At 36.0% G+C, this 19,079-nt stretch carries 18 protein-coding genes and 1 pseudogene; 4 read left to right on the top strand and 15 right to left on the bottom strand.

Features of this window, described 5'->3' with window-relative positions; translation table 11 throughout:
* Positions 1-122: 122 nt before the first annotated feature.
* The 3 genes from BM350_RS14015 to BM350_RS14005 all read right to left on the bottom strand — a co-directional run bounded on the left by BM350_RS14015 (position 123) and on the right by BM350_RS14005 (position 4,328).
* A complete protein-coding gene (locus BM350_RS14015; protein WP_090911666.1) occupies positions 123-2,117 on the bottom strand; it encodes a penicillin-binding transpeptidase domain-containing protein in 1,995 nt (664 codons plus the stop codon).
* A gap of 745 nt (positions 2,118-2,862) precedes the next feature.
* Positions 2,863-3,351: a dihydrofolate reductase gene (locus tag BM350_RS14010; protein ID WP_090911667.1), complete on the bottom strand. Its 489-nt coding sequence runs from the start codon at positions 3,349-3,351 to the stop codon at positions 2,863-2,865.
* A gap of 20 nt (positions 3,352-3,371) precedes the next feature.
* A complete protein-coding gene (locus BM350_RS14005) occupies positions 3,372-4,328 on the bottom strand; it encodes a thymidylate synthase (RefSeq protein ID WP_090912608.1) in 957 nt (318 codons plus the stop codon).
* A gap of 268 nt (positions 4,329-4,596) precedes the next feature.
* Between BM350_RS14005 and BM350_RS14000 the strand changes: the two genes are divergently transcribed.
* Positions 4,597-6,054 carry a serine hydrolase gene (locus tag BM350_RS14000; RefSeq protein ID WP_090911669.1) on the top strand — a complete coding sequence of 486 codons (1,458 nt, stop codon included), beginning with the start codon at positions 4,597-4,599 and terminating at the stop codon, positions 6,052-6,054.
* 130 nt (positions 6,055-6,184) lie between these two features.
* Here BM350_RS14000 and BM350_RS13995 read toward each other — a convergent pair whose 3' ends face one another.
* The gene (locus tag BM350_RS13995) at positions 6,185-6,814 is read right to left on the bottom strand and encodes a serine hydrolase domain-containing protein (RefSeq protein ID WP_280141387.1); all 630 of its coding nucleotides are present in this window, start codon (positions 6,812-6,814) and stop codon (positions 6,185-6,187) included.
* A gap of 182 nt (positions 6,815-6,996) precedes the next feature.
* Between BM350_RS13995 and BM350_RS13990 the strand changes: the two genes are divergently transcribed.
* Positions 6,997-7,479: a hypothetical protein gene (locus BM350_RS13990; protein WP_090911671.1), complete on the top strand. Its 483-nt coding sequence runs from the start codon at positions 6,997-6,999 to the stop codon at positions 7,477-7,479.
* A gap of 220 nt (positions 7,480-7,699) precedes the next feature.
* Here BM350_RS13990 and BM350_RS13985 read toward each other — a convergent pair whose 3' ends face one another.
* The 5 genes from BM350_RS13985 to BM350_RS13965 form a co-directional block, all read right to left on the bottom strand.
* On the bottom strand, positions 7,700-8,092 hold the full coding sequence (locus BM350_RS13985; RefSeq protein ID WP_244548006.1) for a VOC family protein: 393 nt from the start codon (positions 8,090-8,092) through the stop codon (positions 7,700-7,702).
* 29 nt (positions 8,093-8,121) lie between these two features.
* Positions 8,122-8,751: an HAD-IB family phosphatase gene (locus BM350_RS13980; RefSeq protein WP_090911673.1), complete on the bottom strand. Its 630-nt coding sequence runs from the start codon at positions 8,749-8,751 to the stop codon at positions 8,122-8,124.
* Positions 8,752-8,865: 114 nt separating this feature from the next.
* Positions 8,866-9,441 (bottom strand): YpjP family protein, encoded by a 576-nt coding sequence (locus BM350_RS13975; protein ID WP_090911675.1) that lies wholly within the window; start codon positions 9,439-9,441, stop codon positions 8,866-8,868.
* 264 nt (positions 9,442-9,705) lie between these two features.
* Positions 9,706-10,920: an ABC transporter permease gene (locus BM350_RS13970; protein ID WP_090911677.1), complete on the bottom strand. Its 1,215-nt coding sequence runs from the start codon at positions 10,918-10,920 to the stop codon at positions 9,706-9,708.
* Positions 10,913-11,623 carry an ABC transporter ATP-binding protein gene (locus BM350_RS13965; protein WP_090911679.1) on the bottom strand — a complete coding sequence of 237 codons (711 nt, stop codon included), beginning with the start codon at positions 11,621-11,623 and terminating at the stop codon, positions 10,913-10,915. The genes BM350_RS13970 and BM350_RS13965 overlap by 8 nt, the downstream gene beginning before the upstream one ends.
* Before the next feature lie 215 nt (positions 11,624-11,838).
* Here BM350_RS13965 and BM350_RS13960 point away from each other — a divergent pair, with 215 nt between their 5' ends.
* Positions 11,839-12,378: an HAD-IIIA family hydrolase gene (locus tag BM350_RS13960; RefSeq protein WP_090911681.1), complete on the top strand. Its 540-nt coding sequence runs from the start codon at positions 11,839-11,841 to the stop codon at positions 12,376-12,378.
* Between the two features lie 252 nt (positions 12,379-12,630).
* Here the strand turns inward: BM350_RS13960 and BM350_RS13955 are convergent, their stop codons facing one another.
* The 5 genes and pseudogenes from BM350_RS13955 to BM350_RS13935 all read right to left on the bottom strand — a co-directional run bounded on the left by BM350_RS13955 (position 12,631) and on the right by BM350_RS13935 (position 16,745).
* Entirely contained in the window at positions 12,631-13,071 is a 441-nt protein-coding gene (locus BM350_RS13955; RefSeq protein ID WP_090911683.1) for a GNAT family N-acetyltransferase, read from the bottom strand.
* Positions 13,068-13,495 (bottom strand): annotated as a pseudogene (locus BM350_RS13950) (SAM-dependent methyltransferase). Before BM350_RS13950 ends, BM350_RS13955 begins: the two are co-directional and overlap by 4 nt.
* A 330-nt stretch (positions 13,496-13,825) precedes the next feature.
* On the bottom strand, positions 13,826-15,265 hold the full coding sequence (locus BM350_RS13945) for a GntP family permease (RefSeq protein ID WP_090911685.1): 1,440 nt from the start codon (positions 15,263-15,265) through the stop codon (positions 13,826-13,828).
* A gap of 167 nt (positions 15,266-15,432) precedes the next feature.
* Positions 15,433-16,089 carry an HAD family hydrolase gene (locus BM350_RS13940; protein ID WP_090911687.1) on the bottom strand — a complete coding sequence of 219 codons (657 nt, stop codon included), beginning with the start codon at positions 16,087-16,089 and terminating at the stop codon, positions 15,433-15,435.
* 14 nt (positions 16,090-16,103) lie between these two features.
* A complete protein-coding gene (locus BM350_RS13935; RefSeq protein ID WP_090911689.1) occupies positions 16,104-16,745 on the bottom strand; it encodes a class I SAM-dependent methyltransferase in 642 nt (213 codons plus the stop codon).
* 183 nt (positions 16,746-16,928) lie between these two features.
* Here BM350_RS13935 and BM350_RS13930 point away from each other — a divergent pair, with 183 nt between their 5' ends.
* Complete coding sequence (locus BM350_RS13930) at positions 16,929-17,726, top strand: lipid II flippase family protein (protein ID WP_090911691.1); 798 nt, start codon at positions 16,929-16,931, stop codon at positions 17,724-17,726.
* A 57-nt stretch (positions 17,727-17,783) separates the two neighbouring features.
* On the opposite strand, the gene aspS is transcribed toward BM350_RS13930, so the two are convergent.
* Positions 17,784-19,076 carry an aspartate--tRNA(Asn) ligase gene (gene aspS, locus BM350_RS13925; protein WP_090911693.1) on the bottom strand — a complete coding sequence of 431 codons (1,293 nt, stop codon included), beginning with the start codon at positions 19,074-19,076 and terminating at the stop codon, positions 17,784-17,786.
* Between the last annotated feature and the right edge of the window lie 3 nt (positions 19,077-19,079).

Raw genomic sequence — 19,079 nt, 5'->3', positions numbered from 1 at the left:
TTTTGTCAATAAAAAATAGCTACTTTTTTTTCGTAAGTAAATAACTATATAAAATTAGACTTCCATCAGTGAAAGATAAAAAAGGAGCTACCTCGCTTATGAACGAGACAGCCCCTATTCTATTACTTTTGAAATACATGCTTTACTTTCTCAGCTGGAATACTACTTCCGCCTCTTCCTTTTACATCTTCAATCATCATTGCGACAATCATATTTGGAGAATTTGCATCAAATGCAGCAAACCACCCTAACTCTTTACCATCGGCATCTTTTGATTCTTTTAATTCAGCTGTTCCTGTTTTTCCAGCAAGTGTAATGCCATCTAGTTTTGCAATCTTACCTGTTCCTTCTGGATCATTCACAACTTTTATTAAAGCATTTTTCAAAATATCACTGTTCTCTTTAGATACCACTTTTTCTTTCCACGCCTTTACCTGTTTTTCGTCTTTTACAAGGTGCGGGGATGGAATATTTCCTTCATTCACAATTGGCGCATACGATAATGCAACGTGAAGAGATGACATTAAGACTTTTCCTTGACCATATCCTGTATCAGCAAGTCCAATATCATCTTTTATACCATCTTTTGCGATTTGCGACGTTGCAAATCCATATTCAATTGGTAACTTTTCACCAAGTCCAAATTTCTTCGCTTCTTCTACAAACTTATCTTTACCAATTTTTAATGCTTCCTGTGCAAAATAAATGTTATCGGAATACATCATTGCTTTTTCAAAATCAACTGGATTTGCATCTTTTACACGCGTTACATAGTAGTTACCCCAAGAAGAATCTTTTGCCCATTTTACACCATCAATTTTAAGAGATTCTTTCGGGTCAAGCACTTTTGTTTCAAGACCAATTGCTCCTGTAATCGGTTTAAAAACAGAACCCGGTGCGTATACTTGCGTAAAGCGATTTGTCATTGGCTTTTTCTGGTCATTATTCAAAGCATCTCGCTCTGCTTTCGCTGACTCTCTCATCATGACATTCGGATTGTATGATGGACTACTTACAAGCGCTAATGTTTCCCCTGTTTTCGGATGTACTGCTGCACTTGAACCAGCTTCATCCTTCATTTCTGCATAAATCTTTTGTTGCAAATTCCCATCAATCGTTAGTGTAATATTTTCGCCATCTTTCGCTTGTTTTTTAGCAAGCTCTTTTAGCTCTTTTCCTTTTGCATCGGCAATATAAACACGTCCGCCTTTTTCCCCGCGGAGTTTATCTTCAAAAACGCTTTCAAGGCCTGTTCTTCCAATAGGATCATCCGCTTTATATCCTTTTTCTTCTAATTTCTTCAAATCTTCTGCATTTACTTTGCCCATATAGCCCGTTAAATGAGCGGCAGCTTCTCCTAAAGGATACGTCCGAACATTTACTGTGCGCGTTGCTACACCAGGCATTGAAATGTAATCATTTTCATTCGCACCTTCTGGCAAAATAGAAAGTGGAACATAGTAGCCTGGTTGTACCCACTTCGCTGTTAATTTCTTCTCAATATCTTCAACCGGCATATGTAATAATTTCGCTAACGTTTCTTTCGTTTGCTGTGCTGATTCGCCTAATTTCCCAGGTACAACTCCAACTTCTGTAGATTTCCCATTTGTCGCCAATCCACTTCCGTTCCTATCAGAAATTTCACCGCGCTTTGGCGAAAACGATTGCACCAGTACTTTATCATCTTGTTTCATGGTTGGAAAAATAAACGATGGATTCCAATCAATTTTCCAGACGTCCTTATCTCCATCCTTTTCTTTCACAAGTTTTGCCTCATTTTCAAACGAAATCTTTCCACCGATTGTATCCATACTTACTTTAAAAGGTACATTCGCATTGTTTTTCTCATCTTTTTTGTCTTCTTTTTTCGCTTCTGCTGCTACTTTTAAATTTTTCACTGCAATACCTGTATAAACGTTTTCATATTTCTTTACAAAATCATCTTTTGTAATTGACTGCTTTGCCTCTTTCGATAACTGTTCATACATTTTATCAAACTTTTTTTCGTTCCATGCTTTTACATATGTATCCATCGCTTGTTCTGGCTTTTCTTCTTTTCCACAGCCTACTACCAGTAGCAATGAAAAAATAAGAAGCATTCCCCATATCTTTTTCACATTTTCTCCTCCTTTATATCTCGATACTATCATACTATAAAAATCCAACTTTACAAAATTCACCCAATATAAAAAAACGACACAATATGCGCCGTTCTTTATATTACCAGTATAACATTCAAAAAATTTTTATATAAGGCTTTATTTTTATTGATTCCTTGTAACTACTCAGCCATACATTTCATTTAGAAGCTTGGTAAAGAGTATAATTCCAACGAAAATACGCTTCCCTATAGTTGCTGCCATGAAGATAAAAATGGACCTACGCCTTGCTACCTTGCGCGTGGCAGGAAAAGGCCCTGACCGCTCCTATACATAGCCAGTCCCTCCCTGGCCACTTAAAAAAATGCTTTTCTATCGGTTTTTCATAGAGTGACCGAGTAGTTACGGTTCCTTAATATATATATAAATCCAACTTAACTTTCCAACACACAAGCCGCCGCCCTGCTGAACAAAACATAACCTGCTACTTTCTTTCTCTCTTTGTTTGAACTTCGCACGTGGAGGAAAAAGGCCCTGACCGCTTCTACGCATGGCCAGACGCTCTCGACCATCTAAAAAGAAAAGGGGGTTATGTCAGGTTTTTAATTTCGATATATGTATAAATACAAATTAAAAGATCGATATAAAAGACCTCTTTCCTTTGTTTCTCAAACAATCAATCGATCCTTTGATCCAGTTAAACAAATTTCATCACCGGCAACAGCAAAAGAAGATTGGTATGTAACACACCAATCTTCTCTCCTTATTTCCTTCTATCATACACATGATAAGCATATGTATATGGATTTTTCTCATCTGTCACGCCTTGTGTTGCAGATACTTCTTCCCACTCATTGTAGTTTATTTCGGGGAAAAATGTATCACCTTCAAATACCTCTTCAATTTGTGTAATATACAAGCGATTGGCAAAAGGAAGCACTTCTTTAAAAATTTCTGCACCGCCAATTACAAAGAGTTCTTCATTCATTTGCTCGTCCATTTTCTTTACATCATCGATAGAATGAATGACTTTACAGCCTTCCATTTCATAATTTTGATTACGAGTTAAAATGATATTCGTTCTGCCAGGTAAAGGTCTGCCAATGGATTCAAACGTTTTTCTCCCCATAATAATCGGGTGACCCATCGTTACTTTTTTAAAGTATGCCAAATCTGCCGGAAGATGCCAAGGTAATTGGTTATCTTTACCGATTAGTCGATTTTTATCCATTGCTACAAGTAATGAAATCATATATATCCCCCTAACTTTGTTTACACAGCTACCGGAGCTTTAATTGCTGGATGTGGATCGTATCCTTCTAACATAAGATCATCGATTTCAATATCAAAGATAGACTTCACGTCTGGATTTAGCTTTAACGTCGGGAATGGACGCGGTTCACGTGCTAATTGTGTTTCCACTTGTTCAAAATGATTTGTGTAAATATGAGCATCACCAATTGTATGAACGAACTCTCCTACTTCTAAGCCACACTCATGTGCAATTAAATGTGTTAATAAAGAATAACTCGCTATATTAAATGGAATACCAAGGAAAATATCACCGCTGCGTTGATATAGCTGACAAGATAATTTTCCGTCTGCCACATAAAATTGGAATAACGTATGACAAGGCGGCAACGCCATACTTGGTATATCTTCGGGATTCCATGCAGACACAATAAGGCGGCGGGAATCTGGATTTTTCTTAATCATATCAATTACATCGTGTAATTGATCAAGCGTTTCCCCAGCAGTCGTTTTCCATGCACGCCATTGCTTCCCATACACATCTCCTAAATTACCGTAACGCTTTGCAAATTCGTCATCTTCAAGCACTTTTGTTTTAAACAATTCCATTTGCTCTTCGTACTGCTTATGAAACTCTTCATCTTGCTGCGAACGAAGTCCAAAATCTGTCATATCTGGACCTGTATATGCATCGCTCTCTATCCAGCTCTTAAACGCCCATTCGTTCCAAATATTATTATTATGCTGCAGCAAATAACGAATATTTGTATCACCTTTCATAAACCAAAGAAGTTCGCTCGCTACTAAACGAAACGGCACACGTTTTGTCGTAAGTAACGGAAAACCTTGACTTAAATCAAAGCGCATTTGATACCCAAATACAGATACTGTTCCTGTACCAGTGCGGTCTTCTTTTCTCGTACCGTTTTCCATAACATGACGGCACATATTTAAATATTCATACTCTGCGTGTTTCATCAAGTAACCTTCTTTCACAATTGCTTTATGTAACATTATTTTTTCCTATATGGAGTTTATCATATATGCCTTCGAATTTCACACGGACTTTTTTATAAAAACTCTTTAATATAGAATACACACGCAAAAACTCAGTATTGAAAAATTTTTCATCTTTACAATCTGACATACTTTCGTCGATTTTTCTTCTAAAAAGAAAAAGGGATTTCCCATTCGTTTCAAGAAACTATAGTGCGGTAGTAAATAATATATGAGTGGAGGTTTTACTATGCAAAAAACTGAAATGCCTCTTACAAGTAAATTACATACGACAATCCAAAACATGATGAAAGAATTGAACGTCCCAGGAGCTGCAGTGGCCATCGTAAAAAATGGTGAAGTAGTGTTCTCAGAAGGTTATGGGTACCGTGATACAAAAAATAAAAAAACCGTTACACCAAAAACACTATTTGCAATCGGTTCATCAACAAAAGCTTTTGGTACTTTTTCTTTAAGTTTACTCGCGCAGCAGCAAAAATTTAATTGGGATACACCTGTACAAACGTATATTCCAACTTTTTCACTTCACGATCCGCTAGCAAGCGTACAAACAACAGCTCGCGACCTAGCATCTCACCGCACCGGTGTCAGTCGCCACGATTTACTATGGTACGCAGCCTCCTTAAGTAGAAAAAACATTGTTGAAAACATTCGCCACTTAGAACTAGATGCGCCGTTCCGTTCTGCGTTTTTATATAACAACTTAATGTATGCCACAATTAGCTCTATTGCAGAAAACATTACAAATGAAACATGGGAACAATATGTTACAGAACATCTTTTAACCCCACTTCAAATGGAACGTACAAACTTCTCAGTTACCACTTCGCAAAAATCAGATGATCATGCACTTCCTTACATTGAGAAAGATGGAAACGTAACAGAAGTACCTTTTTGCAACATTGATACAATCGGTGCTGCTGGATGTATAAACTCTAATATAGAAGATATGGCAAAATGGGTGTTACTTCATTTAAATAAAGGAAAAGTTGGCGAACATGAATTACTTGCACAAGATTTGCTTGAACAAATGTATACACCGCACATTCCAATTCCAAATGATCCAATGTTTACTATACCGGAAACACCATTAAACAGCTACGGACTTGGCTGGTTTATTACTGCCTATCGCGGCCATAAAGAAATCCATCATGGGGGGAGTATCGACGGATTCTCAGCTCTTGTTTCTTTTATGCCAGAAAAAAATGCCGGTCTTGTCGTACTAACAAATTCCAGTCATACATTATTACCTTCTTACCTCGCACATCAAATTTATGATGAATTGCTTGGATTAGAACCAATTGATTGGCATAAACGTGCAATAGAAGATACAGCAAAGCTTAAAGAAATAATAGAAGAAATAAACAAACCGCTACCACAAGTAAAGGAAACTGTTCTTTCCCATCCATTAAAGGATTATATCGGAACATTCGAACATCCTGCATACGGTACAATTGAGGTACACAAACGAAATGAATCATTATATTTTAAATTTGCGTCATTCGACATTGAAATGAACCATCACCACTATGATATGTTCAATACGAAATGGAATGTTTTCCAAGCAGAAATGGACATATTAATTTCTTATGAAATGAATCCAGCAGGTGAACTGCATGAACTGAAAGTACACTTCCCAGCAACGTTAAGCACAAAGCCACTTCTGTTTACAAAAATAGAAAAATAAAATTTTAGTTAAGAAAACGCAGGGCCTTCGAAACCCTGCGTTTTTTATTCAATCATTTTCTTCTATTTGTAAAATTTAAGTTTTAACTGTCGAAAGTTTCTCCCTTATCCTTATTAAAACCTAATTTTTTCTATATTCTGTGTATTATCTCACCAATAATCCCCTTCATTTGATGAACTTCTAAATCTGTATTTGTCATAATAACTACACCTGTTTCTAAATATGGATAAGCAACGAGCATACATTGAAACCCTATTCCCCAACCAAGTGACGAAAATTCAATTCCTTGTCCTGAACCATCCAGAAAAACAGCTAAACCAGCCCATTCCTTACAACCTTGTGAAGTAATGAGTTCTTTTGCCTTACTTTCAGAAAGACCAATTTTACTTTTACCTTTTAACGCATTTATGACTTCAATTAGCAAAATTGCCAAATCTGTTGGTGTTGTCCAAAGTCCAGAAGCTGCTGGATATGGATAAATCGGATATTTACTAGAAACGACTTCGCCTTTTTTATTATGACCACAAGAAAATAGTCCACTTCTTTCTGTTAATGTTGTTTGTTTGAATGTACTATTTTTCATATGTAACGGTTCAAATATAAGCTCGTCCATTAACAGCTCAAAAGGTTTACCACAAACATCTTCTATTTGAATACAAGCTAATAAGACTGGAGATAATCCAACTTGAACTGCAGTCTGTGTTTGTAATTTGATAAACATTGTATTTGATGCAGTATTACTTCCTGTTAAAAAAACTATATAAGGAAGGACGAGAATCTTTGCCTCACAAAGGATGAGGGAAAATTCCGATAATATTACGTTATGTCAACCTCATATGAATGAGATATTCGTGTTTATAAATTATGTTGGACAAGCATACAAGCAAAAAAACTCCTTTTTCATTTAATATACTAAATGTAAATAAAGGAGTTTGATAATTTATGGTACCACCAGGACCACCATTTAAACCAGTATATGGTTCCCTTTATGGAGATGATTCTAGTATTCCTGTCACTCCTAATGGTATAGTTGATTTTAAGATGACGGGACCATCATCCGGAACAATTCTAGATCTTGCAACAAATACTATTACTGTTTTAAGTACGGGAGTTTATAGTATCGAATTTAGTATTGTTATTGCTATAGCTGTCAATGCTAGCGCCCAATCCGAAGTTGTGACAGTTATTGCAAATGTTAATGGCGTAGAGGATTTGACAAGTTTTGCGGCTTTTATAATAAATCCTTTTATAATCAATCCAATAGATAATGCTTTTCTAACTATTGTATCGACCCCATCTAAAACCATACAGCGAAATCTCAATGCAGAAGATCAAGTATCTCTTCGTTTCACTTCAGTTGCTGCTGGTGGTTCAGGAGTTTCCAGTTATGACAATCCTTCACTTGTTGTTACAAAAATTGCATAAGGTGAATGAAACAAACAAGCAATGCTCCTCCTAGGCATTGCTTGTTTTGGGATGAAAGTCTCTACTTTCCTATTACATCCTTTTTGATGTATTTCTTAATAAGGAGTGAATCATTCTTGCTAATTTAAGTGTTAAGAGAATTTCCGATAATCTTGATCATAGTATCCTCTTCTAGTTATAGTTTGTTTAACTAATAGAAGTCATTCTACTTATACTCCATTTACATCTCCATATTCGGCGCATACACAACTTCTAAGATGTAACCGTTTGGATCATAAAAATCTACTGTATAATATCCTTCCGAATACTCTTTTACTTCTATTGGACCACGAATGATTGTAGCTTGAACATTATGTAAAAAACTTGCTACTTCATCAACTACAGAACGATTCATTGCTTGATAACAAATATGTCTTGGCCCTAATGTTCGTATAAGCTCTGCATCAATCTCTTTAAAATAAATTTCTGTTTTCCCTGTACTAAAAGCTGTTTCATTTAGTTGTTTCCAGCCAATAATCGAAAATAATTGACGATAAAATTCAGTAGACTCCTCTAAGTTTGCTACCCAAAACTCAATATGGTGAATACCCGGTTCGAACATTTTCTCTGGCATACTCCCCTTGCTCCCTTTCCCACTTTACATTATTTTGAATGTACAACACTTACAATTTCTTCTGGTACATTCGCTATGTAATTCGGAGATTCAGCCTGTACTGTTTCTATCACATCATATCCCCAGCTTACCCAAATCACTTCTACACCAATTTTTTTGCAAGATACAATGTCTCGAAGCTCATCTCCTACGTAAATCACATCTGAATTTTTTAGTTTGTTTGCTTTTAAAAATTTCTTTATCACCTTGTCTTTCCCGAAAATATTGTTAGAACAAAAAACATCATGAATATAATCAATTTCATTTTGACGTAAAAATTCCCGAATATGCTCCTCAGCGTTCGAGGATACAATGACAATTTCATAGCCGCTCTCTTTCAACGCCTGCAAAACATCTCTTATTCCATCGAACAAAGTAAGATTTTGAATCGATGGTTGATATAATTTATAGAACTCTAATGCTATCATAGGAATTTTATACAGAGGCACGTGAAGTAATTTACATCTCTCTGGAATTGATAACTTCCGCAATGCTTCAACATCCTCTTCTTTTACTTGTTTAAAACGGTGTTTCTCTGCTATTTCATTGAAAATAGGGATAAAAATATCTTTAGAATCCACTAATGTACCATCAAAATCAAACATAACATATTTATTCATCACCAATACTCCTTGTTATCATTTCTATTCTTTATATTTAAGAATTCTCTTTCAAATGGATATAACCTTTTATTCACAAAAAAAGAACAAGGTATATCTCCCTGTTCTCCTTTTTTATGACAGCCATTGCGGCGGTGTATTCGTATTCCAATAAATATCACCAAGCTCATGGTGTGCTGTAAAGTTATCATCATAACGATGGTAATGAAAATTAAAATAATAACCATCTTGCGGAGGATGATCTCTTCTTACGTGAAAACGAAGTAAGTCATCACCAGTTTTTGTATCATAAACATGAAAAATCTTTTCATTTTTTCCACCGGCTGGTTTTTGTGAAATTGCTAAAGACTGTAACGAATCTTCCGGTGTATGATTCGCAAGGTTTGCAAGTGCTTCCTCTATTTTCGGCAATATAACATCTCTAAACTCATCTTCAATTACTGGGCCGATTTTCGATCCGAATTTCTCCATTGATTGCCGCTCAGCTTCCTGCATCGCATAGGAAAGAAATGCTTCTGAACTTATATCGCTTGACTCTTCATCCAGTGTATACGACGGTTGCTCTAGATTTTGTTGTTTTGTAGGCTTGTCCGCTTTTGCAGTATCAAGCAGCGCAGAAGGAGGTGTTACTAATCCAAATGTAAATACAGTAATTAACGCGACGAGTGTCTTTTTCATCCAATTTGGCATGTTGTATCCCTCCCTTTCTTTTTATATTTTTATAACTATTTCTTCTATTATACAAAATGATGCCAATTTTTGCACTTTACAATTTTAATAACGTTAACATCATTTGAATATGGAATAGTAAGATTTCATATAATAAGTATCATTCCTCAACTTTACTAGGAGGTTTTCCATTTGAACCTTGACCTTCTCTTTTCAGCCGTAAGCATTTGTGTTCTCATTTATTTTATGTATGTGTCAATTACGGATTAACAAAAAAAGAGCTATTCAGCTCTTTTTTTTGTTAGGAATAAATAAAATCCATACTGTTAATCCAATGACAATCCCTGCACAAACTACAGCAGGAATCATATAAAAATGAGCTAGTGCTGCAATGCCATATACACATAAAGCTGGTATAATGAGATATGCTTTTGCTTTCTGTGAAAGCCACAGTATCTTCCCTTCTGGACAATATAACTGTAAAAACAGTTTTCCAGAAAAAACTTTCCATTTGTCACTTGAATAACGATATATTGCAAATAACGCAAACGAAATAACGATTACAGCAATCCACCACGGTGCACGCCAAATGGCAATTGCGCTTGCAAAGATAACCTGAATGTAAAAGCCACTTGCATCACCCGAACGAAAATATTCCTTTAGAAAAGCTTCAATGATTCTAGCATCATTGCTATTTCCTAGTAATATACGTTTAGAACGGGGAAATAACCACGGCTTCGCTGTCGTTGTAGGTTTTTGTACTTGCCCCCCAATTGCCATAATTTGCGTTGTCCATCTCATTTCTTCTCCCTTTTCTTTTTCAATTTCTTTAAAGAAGAAACGATGGTACTCCATTTTTTCTTTTACTAAGAAAAAACTGATAATAAGGAGAAAAACAAAAAACAAAATCGTGTAAAAAGGATGCTGTAATATATATCTACATGCCAGTCCTATATATACAATACCTACACAAAAGAGAATATTTTTAATAATGATCACTTGCCACTGTTTATGAAACCGAACATCAATATACCGTTGCAGCAAAGAAAGTGCGAAACGAAAGTATGTTAAAAATACAAAGCAGAAAAAAGCTTGTATACCAGTTCCATGCAGACTTTTCAAAAGGATGGGTAGGAATAATATTGTTACAAGTGCACTTGTGAAGCAAATACGACAAAATGAATATATCATTCCATATTTCATCATTTGTTTAATCCGATCTGGAAATTGAATTAAAAATAAACTGTCTGCTTGTTCCAAAAATGACCGCACACCTCTTGAGTACGTTGAAATGTAAAAAACAAAAAGTCCGATAGACAAATATAATACATCTTCATCTTTCGGTCCATTTTTCCAAAGTGAAGCGTAGTATATCCAGCTAAATACAAGTACTGGAACAACTGCATATAATGCAATCGTCCAATCAACAACAGAGCGCACTGCCTTCCATTTTCGTTTCATTTCATGAAACAACCTTTTATAAAATAGTGTTCTAATCATGCTGCTCCCGCCTTACAATCACATCAAAACAATCTAACAACGTCCCGTCCAGCATGTTAGCAAGCGTTTGAATGCTACGTAAATCTCCATTTGCAAATAATGTTCCTTCTGAAATTAATAAGAAACGCTCACATATTCTTTCTGCTGTATCTAACACATGTGTGCACAGTAAAATACCTGCTCCGCGTTCCTTTTCTTTATACAAAAAATTGAGAAAATCACGAGTTGCCGTCGGATCTAATCCAATAAACGGCTCGTCAATAATATAAAAATCTGGTTCTGTTAAAAAAGCTAAAATGAGCATTGACTTTTGTTTCATTCCTTTTGAAAACTTCGATAGATATTCATGCTTATGCTTGTCCATACGAAATGTACGCAACAACTCTTCCGCCTGTATTTCCCAGCTTCCTGATTCAACATCCCTAGCGGCCATTAAAAGTTCAATATGTTCCCATAATGTTAAATAATCATAATACGTCGGATGTTCAGGTACATATGCATACGGATTCTTTTTCTCTCCAAATGAGACCTGCCCTTCCATATGCGCCAATAAGCCAAGAATCGCTTTTATCGTTGTACTCTTTCCTGCTCCATTTGCGCCAATTAAAGCAACTAGTTCACCTTGTTCAATTGAAAAGGCGATATTATGTATCGTTTCCTCTCCAGCTTCGTATCCAGCTGATTTTATATTCACTTGCAGCAACTAAATCCCTCTTTCTCTATATAATTACAATAAATCCCTATGAAAATAATAACATATTTTTCAATTAAAATACTTTTCAATCTAAGGGTAGTGAAGATATCATTCATATGCAGGAAAATAACACGAATAATAGAATATTTTATATTATAAGTTCAAAAATCTTTTATTTTGCATTCTAAAACATTTCTAGCAAACGACGAGAAAGGATATTTATTATGACAATTAAACGGAACATCGAAGCGATTTTCATCGACCGTGACGGTACAATCGGCGGCGATACAACGATTCATTATCCTGGAGAACTACAATTATTCCCATTTACTAAGATAGCTCTAACTAAACTAAAGGAACAAAACATACAACTATTTTCTTTTACAAACCAACCGGGCATTGCTGATGGCAAAGCAACAACAGAAGACTTTATTCAAGAATTAGAAGCATTTGGTTTTGACGACATTTATCTTTGTCCACACCGGCATGGTGATGGCTGCAGGTGTCGTAAGCCTGAAACAGGAATGCTTCTTCAAGCAGCGGAAAAACATCATCTTGATTTAACAAAATGTGTTGTAATCGGCGATCGGTGGAGCGATATTGTTGCAGGTATAAAGGTCGGTGCCACAACGATTTTAGTGCAAACAGGTGCTGGATACGATGCACTGCATACGTACCGTCATAAATGGGCGAACATGAATGCTGATTATATTGCCACAAATTTAGAGGATGCTGTTTCATGGCTCTTTTCACATTCTGAATAAAACGGCATTGCTGTTTTATTCATTCCACTCGTTCTGCATACCTCAACTGCAAAAATACTTAAACCATTTCTCTGTGAAAGGCTTGCACCTTTACATTTTCATATTGTGATATCGAATCGTAATATGTCTAGTTATATACATCCATTTTCATTTTTCAACATATGAGTCGCTACTATGCACGACTAGATGCTCTCGATCTCCTAAAAAGAAAGGGCTTTTTAGGCCCTTCAACTTGTATTTATATATGAATTTTTATAAATTTAATTCATAATAGAAACAGCGATCATCTCTTATGTAACCGTTCCCTACATATAAACGCTGTGCTGTTGCATTATCTACTTCCGTTTGGAGCTTTAACCCTTTTGCCCCTGTCTCCACTGCAAATTGCTTCGCCTTTGCTAACAATTCTTTCCCTACTCCAGTTCCTCTTGCTTCCTTTCGCACAAATAAATCATTTAAAATCCACAACTCTTTCATCGAAACAGAAGAAAAAGAAGGATATAGCTGCGTAAATCCAACATATTTTTCATCATCTACTGCCACAAAAATAATGGATTCTTTTCGATCTATACGTTCACGCAAAAATTGTTCTGCTTCCTCCATATTAGAATCTTGTCTATAAAACATACGGTACTCATTAAATAATGATGCTACTCCTTGTAAGTCTTCCATAGTTGCTTGATATATTTTCACTTCTCTTCGCTTCCTTTCCAATAGTTCTTCATTAAATCTGTTGCCCAGCCAGGCTGCTTAATTTCTTCTTTTGGTAAAAACTCTTTCATAACTGGTTTCACATCTAAAATAGGGGTACCATCAATCGCATCTAACCCTTGCACAACTAAGCGCTTTCCTTCTCTTCATACTACTTTTACAATCGTAGCACCTAATCGATTCGGACGATTTTTCCCGCGCTGTGCAAAAATACCCACTTTCGGGTACTCTTCATTATTTCGGGGATGTCTTGCTGTGTACTAAATGTTCTCTTCTCTCATTCTATTAAAATAAAAAATCACTTCAATATGTGAAAATTGTTCAAACCCTTGCAAACTCTCGTATACAAATCTGTCAACTCAATAACAGATTCAATTTTTCCCCACAAATCATCTTCTACATTGATTCATTTATCCCGCTATTTGTGGGCAGTAAGACCCCCACCTCAAGATTCAGAGAGAAGCAAAGAAGATAGGTGGGGGATAACTGCCCGTAAAAGCCCGATTGGGCGGGCTAACCGTCAGTGGGGGATGAAGAAAACCCCAACTGACGGAAGTTTCACTTTATTATGTACAAAAGCGATTGGTTGTAACGAGAACATCGTATGCCCCCTTTTTGTAACCACTTACATTATAATATATTTTCTGAATATTTTCCACGAATAATATTTTAGTTTACATAATAATATTATAAGTTAAACAGAAGAGAGTACATAGTGCTCTCTTCTTTCTGAAGATTATACAAGACCTGTTAAGCTATACATACCAATTACAACAAACACAGCTGTCGTTTTAATAATTGTAATTGCAAAAATATCCCGGTACGATTGTTTATGAGTTAACCCAGTTACTGCAAGTAATGTAATAACCGCTCCGTTATGCGGCAATGTATCCATCCCGCCTGATGCCATTGCAATAATACGATGCATCACTTCTAATGGAATATGAAATTGCTCTGCAGCTGCAATATACTTATCCGCCATTGCACTTAATGCAATTCCCATCCCCCCAGAGGCCGACCCTGTTATACCCGCAAGCACATTTGTCGTAACTGCTCCGTTAATAAGCGGATTTGTAAAAGTAGTTGAAATACCGTCACGGATTACGCCGAATCCTGGAAGAGATGCGATTACACCACCAAATCCATATTCTGCACCGGTATTCATTGCTGCTAACAATGCTCCGCCAATGCTTACATTTAACCCTGTTTGAAAGTCTACAAATACACGCTTCCAATTTAAAAGGAGTGTTGCAATAATCCCCATGATAAGTGCTAATTCTACTGACCATACTCCAAGTACTCCGGACAATTCTACTTTCCCAAAACTTTTTAAACCAATAGCTGCAAAATCAAAACCATTTGGATACCATTTTGGAATAGTAATTGTAAAAACTTTGTTCATTACACCAACTAAAATAAGCGGTACGAAGGCAAGTACTTGACGAAGTGGTGTAATTTCAGTCGTTGGGAGTGACTGTTTTACACCTTGTTCCACTTCGATAGATGCCGCCATTTCTACATGTCCATCGTCAAATCCATAATACCCTTCGCCTTGCGCTTCTGCCCTGCGACGCCGACTTTCTAAATACACCATACCGATTATGAAAATAAAAATAGCTCCTGTAATTCCTAATAGCGGGCCAGCATAAATATCTGTCTTGAAAAATGTTGTCGGAATAACATTTTGAATTTGTGGTGTTCCTGGAAGCGCATCCATTGTAAAAGTAAGCACTCCAAGTGCAATTGTACCAGGAATGAGACGTTTCGGTATATTTGCCTCACGAAACAAATTAGCTGCAAATGGAAATATAGCAAATGCCACAACAAATACACTGACACCACTATATGTTAAAATAGCTCCCATTAATACAATTGCCAATATCGTTCGTTTTACCCCAACAATTTGGATAATCGTTTTTGCGATAGATTCTGCGATTCCTGACATCTCAACTACCTTTCCAAAAATCGCGCCTAGCAAAAACACTGGGAAATATAACTTAATAAAACCAACCATTTTCTCCATAAAAATATTTGAGAAAAACGGTAATACATAAGTTGGCTCTGTTAACAAAACAGCAAACAGAGCACAAATAGGCGCAAACAAAATAACAGAAAATCCGCGATACGCTACAAACATTAACATGCTAAGTGCCAGTAAAATAATGACTAATTCCATGAGTTCCTCCTTTTTAATTTCCAAGGAAATATTTATAGAATTTTCAGTTTATTTACTACAATTCCACTTTATAACGAAAATCCCTCTTTCAAACTCTAAATACAGTCATTTTTTTCTACATCTCTATACAAAAAAAGACAAGGTGACAACCTTATCTTTTCAATCCATTACTTTTCTACCACATAATAAAACTTCTTTATATTTTCTACATCTTTAATCATATGAGTAGCTCCCGCCGCCGCTAATTCTTCTTGACTACCGTATCCATACATGACTCCGATAGAATCGATACCAACTTGCCGTGCTCCAATTATATCGTGCTCTCGATCGCCTACCATAACTACATGCTCTTTTTCTAAATCGTGATATGTATGTAAAATATGCTGAATGACGTCCGCTTTTGCAATGCGTGTTCCGTCTAAATTACTACCGACAATCTCTTCAAAATAATGTGCCATCTGAAAGTGTTCCAAAATTTGTTTAGCAAATACAGTTGGCTTAGACGTTGCCACAAATAACCGCTTTCCTGCATCCTTTAAATCTTGTAAAACACTAGGAATATGCTCATATACATGATTCTCAAACATTCCCTTCGTTTTAAAATATTCACGGTAATACGTGACTGCATCTGTTACTTGTTTTTCATTCATTCCATATATATTCGCAAATGAATGTTGAAGCGGAGGACCGATAAAAGTAAGTAATTTGTAATTATCCTGCTCATCTATCCCCATTTTTTGCAGCGCATATATGACCGAATTTACAATACCTTCTTTTGGATCTGTTAATGTGCCATCTAAATCGAATAAAAAAGTTGTATACATATATTCTCCCCCGCTCACTTTACTTTATATGACAATAACCAAAAACACGTATTTATATGAATCTCTAAGTCTACTGCAAATGGTTTAAAAATAGTTGTAAGTTCTTCTTTCGAATAATAATTTTTTATGATTTCATATTGCTGCCCACCAGCTAACGAACGTATTTTATATGTATTTTCATCTCTTGGCTTAGAAATAAGTGTTCCACCAATTCCTTCGTTATACATATTATCTACAATACATACAATAGATCCTTTTTCTAAAACCGCATGAAACTGTTCCAAAAAAGAGAGAATATTTTCTTTTGGAATATGAGAAAACCAAAAATTTGCGTATGCTCCATTAAATGCTTTTGCTAGTTGATTCAGTTTATATGCATTTCCTTGTATAAAAGAAACTTTCGATGGAAAAAGCTGTTTTTCTTTCGCTATAGTTAGTACTTCTTCCGAGTAATCAATCGCAGTAATGTGCTCAGCCGTTTCAGCAACATATTGCGTCCAATATCCTGTACCGCAAGCAACTTCAAGTACATCCTTCCCTGCAAACTTTTCTTTCAAAACATCTTTTATTTCTATTAATTCTGTCTGTCTAATAGGGTCATCTCGGAAGTATACTTCTTCATAACTCTTTGCTCGGTTACTATAATATGTTTTCATCCCCATCCTCCTTATTATCCTAACCACAACTCTCACCATTTTACAAAACAATCATTTTAATGTAAATATTCTGTCAATGAAACGACGTAAGGAACCAACTAACAAAAAATCAAGATGTACAAATTCTTTCTTATCATGTATGATTAGATTTATTTTCCAATTTTTAATAGATGGTGAATACATATGACAACAAAATTAATTTTTATTATGGTTTTTACAATGATTATCCATGCTGTGGAAACAAGCTCCTATAGCATTCGCTTAGCTGGAGTTCGATTAAAAAAGCTTGCGGTAGCACTAGCGATTATAGGAATTGTATTACTCGTTTCCAGAACATCGAACCTTTTCCAAGCGGTTATGCTTGGAAATATTGCAGATAGAGCTCGAGCACATGGTGATATCGATATGGAAACTACGATACGCCTTATATTGTTAGCAGCTTCCACAGGAACATTACTTGCACTCTTTTTGTATCCAACGCTTACAAAGTTATTTGGATATGTCATTCAGCAATTTGAAATAGAAGGATCATTCATCCGGATGATGAAAACAAATAATGTGCAAAAACTATGCTATACAAAAAAATATATTCGATTCCCAAAGTTAGAAATGATTCACCGTTTGCGCGTTGGTGGTATTCCAAAACGGATTATGCTCATTAATATGGTTGTAACAGCAATTTATACCGCTGGCGTACTTTCTGCCTTGTATGCTTCTGTATTAAACCCAACTTATGCTACGACTGCAACGACTGCATCTGGTCTTATTAATGGATTTGCTACCATTCTACTTACAGTACTGCTAGACCCGCAAATTGCCTTACTAACCGAACGGGCTCTCCAAAAAGAAAACGGTGCAGAAACAATGGGAAAAATGTATGGATGGTTAATGATTTCTAGATTTTCAGGTACATTACTAGCTCAACTTCTTTTTGTACCAGGAGCTTATTGGATATTGTGGATTATTTCGATTACGAATTGAAAAAAGATGCTCACAACAAATCCCCGGTTAGTGTACCGGGGATTATTTCACTTTATATTACGGCACTAACCGCGTACAGTCTCTCGGAAATGCGCTTGCTTCACGAACGTTCGATAAGTTTAAAAATTTATATACAAGCCGTTCTAATCCAATCGCAAACCCACCGTGCGGCGGACATCCATATCGGAATGTATCGATATACGATTGAAAGTTTTCTACATTTAATCCCTTTTCTTCAAAGGAGCGAACTAGCATACCGTAGTTATGAATACGCTGCGCACCTGATGTAATTTCTAATCCCCTATACAATAAATCAAAAGAGTCTGTGACAGAAGGATTCTCTTGATTTGGCATTGTATACATCGGACGTGTTTCTTTCGGATAATGAGTGATAAAGACAAAATCGCTATTGTATGTTTCTTTTACATACTTACCAAGCAATTTTTCTCCTTCTGAATCTAAATCGCCTATCGGAGATTCTTTTCGATACTCTTTTTGTAAAATGGTTTGCGCTTCTGTCACCGTTAATTTTGGAATGTCTGTAATGACCGGAATTTCAATTTGCAGCAACTGTAACTCCTTTGTACAGTATTGCTGTACTTTTTCAAACATATACCGAAGTACATCCGTTTCAAGCTTCATTACTTCATAAAAGTCTTCAATAAATGCAAATTCGACGTCTAAGGAAATGTATTCGTTTAAATGACGAGATGAATTGTGATGTTCAGCGCGGTACACTGGTGCCACTTCAAAAACACGTTCTAATCCGCCCGCAACCATCATTTGCTTATAAAACTGCGGTGATTGTGCTAAATATGCTTCTTTTTCAAAATATTGAAACTGAAATACGTTTGCTCCGCCTTCCGCTCCTTGTGAAACAATTTTCGGTGTGAAAATTCTTGTAAAATCATGTTGTAGTAAATATTCACTAAAGGCATGTGCAAACATTGATTTAATTGTAAAAATCGCTTGGACTTGTTCATGCCGAAGTGATAACGTTCGTGAATGTAACATTTGATCTAAACCGACCTGCAGTTTCTTTTTATTTACTTCAAATGGAATTGGCTCTGCACTATTTATAAGCGTAACTTCTTCAACTAATAACTCTACTCCAAGTTTCGTTTTCTCTGTCTCAATTACTTTTCCTGTAATTTGCACAACACTTTCTACTTCTACTTTATATCCAGCCCATTCTTTTTCAAGTACACATTGCATGACTCCTGTTCGATCACGAAGTAATAAAAAGCTAATATTCCCTAGATGACGAATTTTCTTTACCCATCCTTGTAACACAACTGTTTCATGCGGTGTACATTCGCTAATAAGCGACCGCTTTATCTGTTGACGCATACA

Origin of the sequence: Bacillus sp. 103mf, assembly GCF_900116295.1 — a bacterium.
GTDB classification, from domain to species: Bacteria; Bacillota; Bacilli; order Bacillales; family Bacillaceae_G; genus Bacillus_A; species Bacillus_A bruguierae.
The sequence above is the reverse complement of the archived record's forward strand: the minus strand, read 5'-3'. Positions and strand labels throughout refer to the sequence as shown.

Excerpts from the sequence above, each read along its gene's own strand:
- BM350_RS14000 (WP_090911669.1), top strand. The coding sequence starts at position 4,597 with ATGCAAAAAACTGAAATGCCTCTTACAAGTAAATTACATACGACAATC.
- BM350_RS13975 (WP_090911675.1), bottom strand. The coding sequence starts at position 9,441 with ATGCCAAATTGGATGAAAAAGACACTCGTCGCGTTAATTACTGTATTT.
- aspS (WP_090911693.1), bottom strand. The coding sequence starts at position 19,076 with ATGCGTCAACAGATAAAGCGGTCGCTTATTAGCGAATGTACACCGCAT.
- BM350_RS13960 (WP_090911681.1), top strand. The coding sequence starts at position 11,839 with ATGACAATTAAACGGAACATCGAAGCGATTTTCATCGACCGTGACGGT.
- BM350_RS13985 (WP_244548006.1), bottom strand. The coding sequence starts at position 8,092 with ATGCCAGAGAAAATGTTCGAACCGGGTATTCACCATATTGAGTTTTGG.
- BM350_RS13940 (WP_090911687.1), bottom strand. The coding sequence starts at position 16,089 with ATGTATACAACTTTTTTATTCGATTTAGATGGCACATTAACAGATCCA.
- BM350_RS13980 (WP_090911673.1), bottom strand. The coding sequence starts at position 8,751 with ATGAATAAATATGTTATGTTTGATTTTGATGGTACATTAGTGGATTCT.
- BM350_RS13970 (WP_090911677.1), bottom strand. The coding sequence starts at position 10,920 with ATGATTAGAACACTATTTTATAAAAGGTTGTTTCATGAAATGAAACGA.
- BM350_RS14005 (WP_090912608.1), bottom strand. The coding sequence starts at position 4,328 with ATGAAACACGCAGAGTATGAATATTTAAATATGTGCCGTCATGTTATG.
- BM350_RS13935 (WP_090911689.1), bottom strand. The coding sequence starts at position 16,745 with ATGAAAACATATTATAGTAACCGAGCAAAGAGTTATGAAGAAGTATAC.
- BM350_RS14010 (WP_090911667.1), bottom strand. The coding sequence starts at position 3,351 with ATGATTTCATTACTTGTAGCAATGGATAAAAATCGACTAATCGGTAAA.
- BM350_RS13945 (WP_090911685.1), bottom strand. The coding sequence starts at position 15,265 with ATGGAATTAGTCATTATTTTACTGGCACTTAGCATGTTAATGTTTGTA.
- BM350_RS13930 (WP_090911691.1), top strand. The coding sequence starts at position 16,929 with ATGACAACAAAATTAATTTTTATTATGGTTTTTACAATGATTATCCAT.
- BM350_RS13990 (WP_090911671.1), top strand. The coding sequence starts at position 6,997 with ATGGTACCACCAGGACCACCATTTAAACCAGTATATGGTTCCCTTTAT.